The organism is Streptomyces scopuliridis (assembly GCF_042790125.1).
Classification (GTDB): domain Bacteria; phylum Actinomycetota; class Actinomycetes; order Streptomycetales; family Streptomycetaceae; genus Streptomyces; species Streptomyces scopuliridis_A.
Genome location: NZ_JBHTZS010000002.1, coordinates 420,270 through 426,269 on the forward strand (window position 1 = coordinate 420,270; position 6,000 = coordinate 426,269).

Consider the following 6,000-nt stretch of genomic DNA (forward strand, 5'->3'; position numbering starts at 1 on the left):
GAGCCCGCTGTCAGGGGTGTCAGCGCGCGTAGATAATGCCCTTCTCGTTTGTGACTAGTGGACTCATGAGGAGGAACCCATGCGTGGTGCCAGGAGCGCCAAGTGGGTAGTCGGCGCGATAGTCGTGGCTCTGGCGGCGACGGCCTGTGGTGGCGGCGGAGACGACAGCGGCGAGTCGGCTTCGAAGGAGAAGGGCAAGCCCGCGGGCTACGTCTCCATCGACGTCGGTGAGCCTCAGAAGCCGCTGATCCCGGCCGACACGAACGAGTCGCTCGGCAGCTACGTGATTCAGTCGATCTTCACCCAGCTGCTCGACTTCGACTCGCAGGGCAAGATCGTTTACACGAACGCCGAGTCGGTGAAGTCGACCGACAACAAGACCTGGACGGTCAAGCTCAAGCCCGGCTGGAAGTTCCACGACGGCACCCCCGTCACGGCCGAGTCGTACGTCAAGGCGTGGAACTGGTACGCCAACATCAAGAACAACCAGCAGAACGCCTTCTGGTTCGAGGACATCGCCGGCTACGCCGACGTCCACCCGGAGAAGGGTGACCCGAAGGCCGACGCCATGTCCGGTCTGAAGGTCGTCGACGACACCACCTTCACCATCGAGCTCTCCGCGCCGGTGCCGTACTACGAGTACAAGCTCGGCTACGCGACCTTCGCGCCGCTGCCGGAGGTCTTCTACAAGGACACCAAGGCGTTCGGCCAGGCCCCGGTCGGCAACGGTCCCTACATCTTCGAGAAGTGGGACCACAAGAAGCTCATCCAGGTCAAGGCCAACCCTGACTACCAGGGCCCGAACAAGGCCAAGAACAAGGGTGTCCTGTTCAAGAACTACGCGACCGTCGAGGCCGCGTACCAGGACCTCCTCTCCGGCAACCTGGACATGATCCGCCAGGTCGGCCCGAAGGACCTGCCGAAGTACAAGCAGGACCTCGGCGACCGCGCGATCGACCAGCCGTACGCGGCCATCCAGAGCATCGTGCCGGCGTTCTACTCGAAGACCTTCAAGGGCATCGACCCGAAGGTCCTCCAGGGCCTGTCGATGGCGATCGACCGCGACACGATCACCAAGACGGTCCTCAACGGCACCCGCAAGCCGGCCACCAGCTTCACCCCGCCGGGTGTCGCCGGTAACCAGGACCTGGGCACCGACGTCTTCAAGTTCAACCCCGCGGAGGCCAAGAAGCTGGTCACCGAGGGCGGCGGCGTTCCGGACAACAAGATGTGGATCCAGTACAACGCCGACGGTGGCCACAAGGAGTGGGTGACCGCGGTCTGCGAGTCGATCCGCAACTCCACCGGTGTGGAGTGCATCCCGGACGCCAAGCCGGACTTCCAGACCGACCTGGAGGCCCGTGACAACGACCAGGTCAAGGCCGCCTACCGTGGTGGCTGGGTCGCCGACTACCCGCTGAACGTCAACTTCATGCGGGAGCTGTACGGCACCACCGCCGAGGCGAACAACGGCCGGTTCTCCGACAAGGAGGTCGACGCGGCCTTCAAGAAGGGCGACAACGCCAAGTCCCTGGAGGAGTCGATCAAGGCTTACCAGGACGCGGAGAAGCTCGTTCTCTCCAAGATGCCGGCGATCCCGCTGTGGGAGTACAAGACCAACGGCGGCTACTCCAAGGCTGTGGACAACGTAACGGTCGACTTCCACGGTGACTACAACATCACCGAAGTCACGGTCGTCAAGTAACCAGCCCGAGGGTTATCCCCCCACTCGGCCATCAGCCGCCGACGCAACGGCGGTAGGCCCCCCGGGCTGCAGTTATCCATTCGGAGGCAAACATGGGGCGTTATGTCGCGCGGCGACTGCTCCAGATGATCCCGGTCTTCCTCGGGTCAACCTTGCTGGTTTTCTCCATGATGTACGCCCTGCCCGGTGACCCCGTGCGCGCGCTCGCCGGAGAGCAGACAGTCGATCCGACGCAGATCGCGGCGATGAAGAAGGACCTCGGTCTCGATCTTCCGCTCTGGCACCAGTACTGGAACTATCTTGTCGGCCTGTTCCAGGGCGACTTCGGCACACAGATCGCCAGCGGGCGACCCGTCGCCGACATCATCTCGGAGGCATTCCCGATCACGGTCAGACTGACCCTGTTCGCCTTCACCTTCACCGTGCTGGTCGGCATCTCCATCGGCGTCTTCGCCGGGATGAAGGCCGACACGCTCCGCGACCGCGGCCTGCTGATCCTGACGCTTCTGCTGATCTCCGTTCCCTCGTTCGTACTCGGCTTCCTCGGCCAGTACTTCTTCGCCTTCCAGCTCGGCTGGGTGGACCCGAACGTGAGCGGCGAGGCGAACTGGAACGAGCTGTTCCTACCGGCCGTGGTACTCGGCTCCCTCTCACTGGCGTACGTGGCACGTCTGACGCGTACCTCCATCGCCGAGAACCTGCGCTCCGACTACATGCGCACCGCCGTGGCCAAGGGACTGCCGCGCCGGCGCATCATCGGCGTACACCTGATGCGCAACTCCATGATTCCGGTGGTGACCTTCCTCGGTACCGACCTCGGCGCCCTGCTGGGCGGCGCGGTCGTGACGGAAGGCATCTTCAACGTCAAGGGTGTCGGCTACAACATCTTCGACGCCCTCAGGCACCGCGAGGGCGCGACGGTCGTGGGCATCGTGACCCTGATCGTCGTCGTGTATCTGGTCACCAGCCTGCTCGTCGACCTGCTCTACGCGGTCCTGGACCCGAGGATCCGTTATGCCTGAGGCACTCAAGGACACCGTCAAGGACGAGGCCGCGGCGGCTCCGGTCGCCCCGCGGGCCGACGGCAAGGTGGGCAAGCCCCGCAGCCTCTGGTCGGACGCCTGGCACGATCTGCGGCGCAACCCGCTGTTCGTCGTCTCCGCCGTGCTGATCCTGTTCCTGCTGACGATGGCGGCCTTCCCGCAGCTGTTCACCAGCGCCGATCCGCGCTACGCGGACCTCGCCAAGCACTATCTGCAGAAGCCCAACTGGGGCCACTTCTTCTCCGAGGACTGGTTCGGGTACGACATCCAGGGCCGGTCGATCTACGCGCGCGTCGTCTACGGCGCCCGTGCCTCGATCATGGTCGCCGTTGTCGTCACCGGACTCGTCACCGTCCTCGGCACCCTGGTCGGCATGCTCGCCGGCTACTTCGGCGGCTTGATCGACTCCCTGCTGTCGCGGGTCACCGACATCTTCTTCGCCGTGCCCTTCATGCTCGGCGCGATGGTGGTGCTGACCTCCTTCACCGAGCGTTCCATCTGGGTCGTGATCCTGTCCCTCGCCTTCCTGGGCTGGACACAGATCGCCCGTGTCGCGCGCGGCTCGGTCCTCACCATCAAGCAGGCGGACTACGTGATGGCGGCCAAGGCGCTCGGCGCCTCCACCAGCCGTATCCTGCTCCGGCACATCATGCCCAACGCGATCGCCCCGGTGATCGTGGTCGCGACCATCGCGCTCGGCGGCTATATCTCCGCCGAGGCCACGCTGTCGTTCCTGGGTATCGGTCTCGCCGAGCCGTCCGTCTCCTGGGGTGTCGACATCTCGTCGGGCCAGGAGCAGCTGCGCAACGCCGCGTTCGTCCTGATCATCCCGTCGGTCATGGTGTCGATCACTGTTCTGGCCTTCATCATGCTCGGCGATGCGGTACGCAACGCCCTCGACCCCAAGCTGCGCTGAGGGAGGCGTACATGACCATCATCGATGACACGACGGCGGACGTTCCTTCTCCGCACGGCTCGCCCGAGGACGGCGGCCCGCTGCTCGAAGTCCGCGACCTGCACGTGGAGTTCCACACCCGCGACGGTGTGGCCAAGGCGGTCAACGGAGTCAACTACAGCGTCAGCTCGGGCGAGACGCTCGCCGTGCTGGGCGAGTCCGGATCCGGCAAGTCCGTGACCGCGCAGGCGATCATGGGCATCCTCGACATGCCGCCGGGGCGCATCCCGCAGGGAGAGATCCTCTTCCGCGGCCGGGACATGCTCACGATGAGCAACGAGGAGCGCCGGCAGATCCGTGGCCAGAAGATCGCGATGATCTTCCAGGACGCGCTGTCCTCGCTCAACCCCGTGCTCTCCGTGGGCTACCAGCTCGGCGAGATGTTCCGCGTCCACCAGGGCCTCTCCAAGAAGGAGGCCAAGGCCAAATCCATCGAGCTGATGGACCGGGTACGCATCCCCGCGGCCAAGGACCGGGTCAACGACTACCCGCACCAGTTCTCCGGCGGGATGCGCCAGCGCATCATGATCGCCATGGCGCTGGCGCTGGAGCCCGACCTGATCATCGCGGACGAGCCGACCACCGCGCTGGACGTGACCGTCCAGGCCCAGGTCATGGACCTGCTGGCGGAGTTGCAGCGCGAGTACAACATGGGGCTGATCCTGATCACCCACGACCTCGGCGTCGTCGCCGATGTCGCGGACAAGATCGCGGTCATGTACGCGGGCCGGATCGTGGAGACCGCCCCCGTGCACGAGCTCTACAAGCGCCCCGCGCACCCGTACACCCGGGGCCTGCTCGACTCGATCCCGCGCCTGGACCAGAAGGGCCAGGAGCTGTACGCGATCAAGGGGCTGCCGCCCAACCTCACGCGGATTCCGGCCGGCTGCGCCTTCAACCCGCGCTGCCCCTCGGCGCAGGACATCTGCCGTACGGACATCCCGGCCCTGCTCTCCGTCACCGAGCGGGACGGCACGGAACTGCCCGGCCGCGGCAGCGCGTGCCACTTCTGGAAGGAGACGATCCATGGCTGAGCCGAAGAGGAATGACGACTCCATGGACGCGACCCCGAACGTCACCGAGGTCGAGACGGCCGACGCCGCCACGGTCGACGAGTCCGTCGCCGCCATCGAGGCGCCGGCGCAGCGGGGCGAGCCGATCCTTCAGGTGCGCAACCTGGTCAAGCACTTCCCGCTGACCCAGGGCATCCTGTTCAAGAAGCAGGTCGGCGCCGTCAAGGCCGTGGACGGTGTCTCGTTCGACCTCTACCAGGGCGAGACGCTGGGCATCGTCGGCGAGTCAGGCTGTGGCAAGTCCACCGTGGCCAAGCTGCTGATGACGCTGGAGCAGGCGACCGCCGGCGAGGTCTTCTTCAAGGGCCAGGACATCACCCGGCTGTCGGGCCGCGCGCTGAAGGCGGTCCGCAGGAACATCCAGATGGTGTTCCAGGACCCGTACACCTCGCTCAACCCCCGGATGACCGTCGGTGACATCATCGGCGAGCCCTTCGACATCCATCCGGAGGTGGCGCCGAAGGGCGACCGGCGCCGCAAGGTCCAGGAACTGCTGGATGTCGTGGGTCTCAACCCGGAGTACATCAACCGCTATCCGCACCAGTTCTCCGGCGGCCAGCGCCAGCGCATCGGCATCGCCCGCGGTCTCGCGCTCAACCCCGAGATCATCATCTGCGACGAGCCGGTCTCGGCCCTGGACGTCTCGGTCCAGGCCCAGGTCATCAACCTGATGGAGAAGCTCCAGGACGAGTTCAACCTCTCCTACATCTTCATCGCGCACGACCTGTCGATCGTCCGGCACATCTCCGACCGGGTCGGTGTGATGTACCTCGGCAAGATGGCCGAGATCGGTACGGACACCCAGATCTACGACCACCCGACGCACCCCTACACCCAGGCGCTGCTGTCGGCGGTCCCGGTCCCCGACCCGGACGCCCGTGAGGGCCGCGACCGGATCATCCTCAGCGGTGACGTCCCGTCACCGGCGAACCCGCCCTCGGGCTGCCGCTTCCGGACCCGTTGCTGGAAGGCGCAGGACAAGTGCGCCACGGAGGTCCCGCTGCTGGCGATTCCCGAGCGCTTCAAGGGCACGGACGGCCACACCGCCCACGAGTCGGCGTGCCACTTCGCGGAGGAGAGGGACGTCGTCCACGCGGCGTGATCCGTAGCCGTACGGGAACGTACGGAGACGAGCGGGAGAGCGGCGCCCCGGAACGCAAATTTTCGGGGGCCGGGCCCCGGGGTGGGGAAACCCAACAGATGGTGGTGTTTTTTAAGGTGACC

At 65.7% G+C, this 6,000-nt stretch carries 5 protein-coding genes; all 5 read left to right on the plus strand.

The features are described 5' to 3' along the window. The first annotated feature begins 79 nt into the window (after positions 1-79). The gene (locus ACFRKB_RS04125) at positions 80-1,705 is read left to right on the plus strand and encodes a peptide ABC transporter substrate-binding protein (protein ID WP_383103101.1); all 1,626 of its coding nucleotides are present in this window, start codon (positions 80-82) and stop codon (positions 1,703-1,705) included. Positions 1,706-1,797: 92 nt separating this feature from the next. Further along, complete coding sequence (locus ACFRKB_RS04130) at positions 1,798-2,727, plus strand: ABC transporter permease (protein ID WP_383103102.1); 930 nt, start codon at positions 1,798-1,800, stop codon at positions 2,725-2,727. After that, the gene (locus ACFRKB_RS04135) at positions 2,720-3,664 is read left to right on the plus strand and encodes an ABC transporter permease (RefSeq protein ID WP_383103104.1); all 945 of its coding nucleotides are present in this window, start codon (positions 2,720-2,722) and stop codon (positions 3,662-3,664) included. Before ACFRKB_RS04130 ends, ACFRKB_RS04135 begins: the two co-directional genes overlap by 8 nt. An 11-nt stretch (positions 3,665-3,675) precedes the next feature. Then, positions 3,676-4,737, plus strand: a complete 1,062-nt coding sequence (locus tag ACFRKB_RS04140; RefSeq protein WP_383103106.1) for an ABC transporter ATP-binding protein — start codon at positions 3,676-3,678, stop codon at positions 4,735-4,737. Beyond that, positions 4,730-5,878: an ABC transporter ATP-binding protein gene (locus tag ACFRKB_RS04145; protein ID WP_383103107.1), complete on the plus strand. Its 1,149-nt coding sequence runs from the start codon at positions 4,730-4,732 to the stop codon at positions 5,876-5,878. The genes ACFRKB_RS04140 and ACFRKB_RS04145 overlap by 8 nt, the downstream gene beginning before the upstream one ends. The last annotated feature ends 122 nt before the right edge of the window (positions 5,879-6,000 follow it).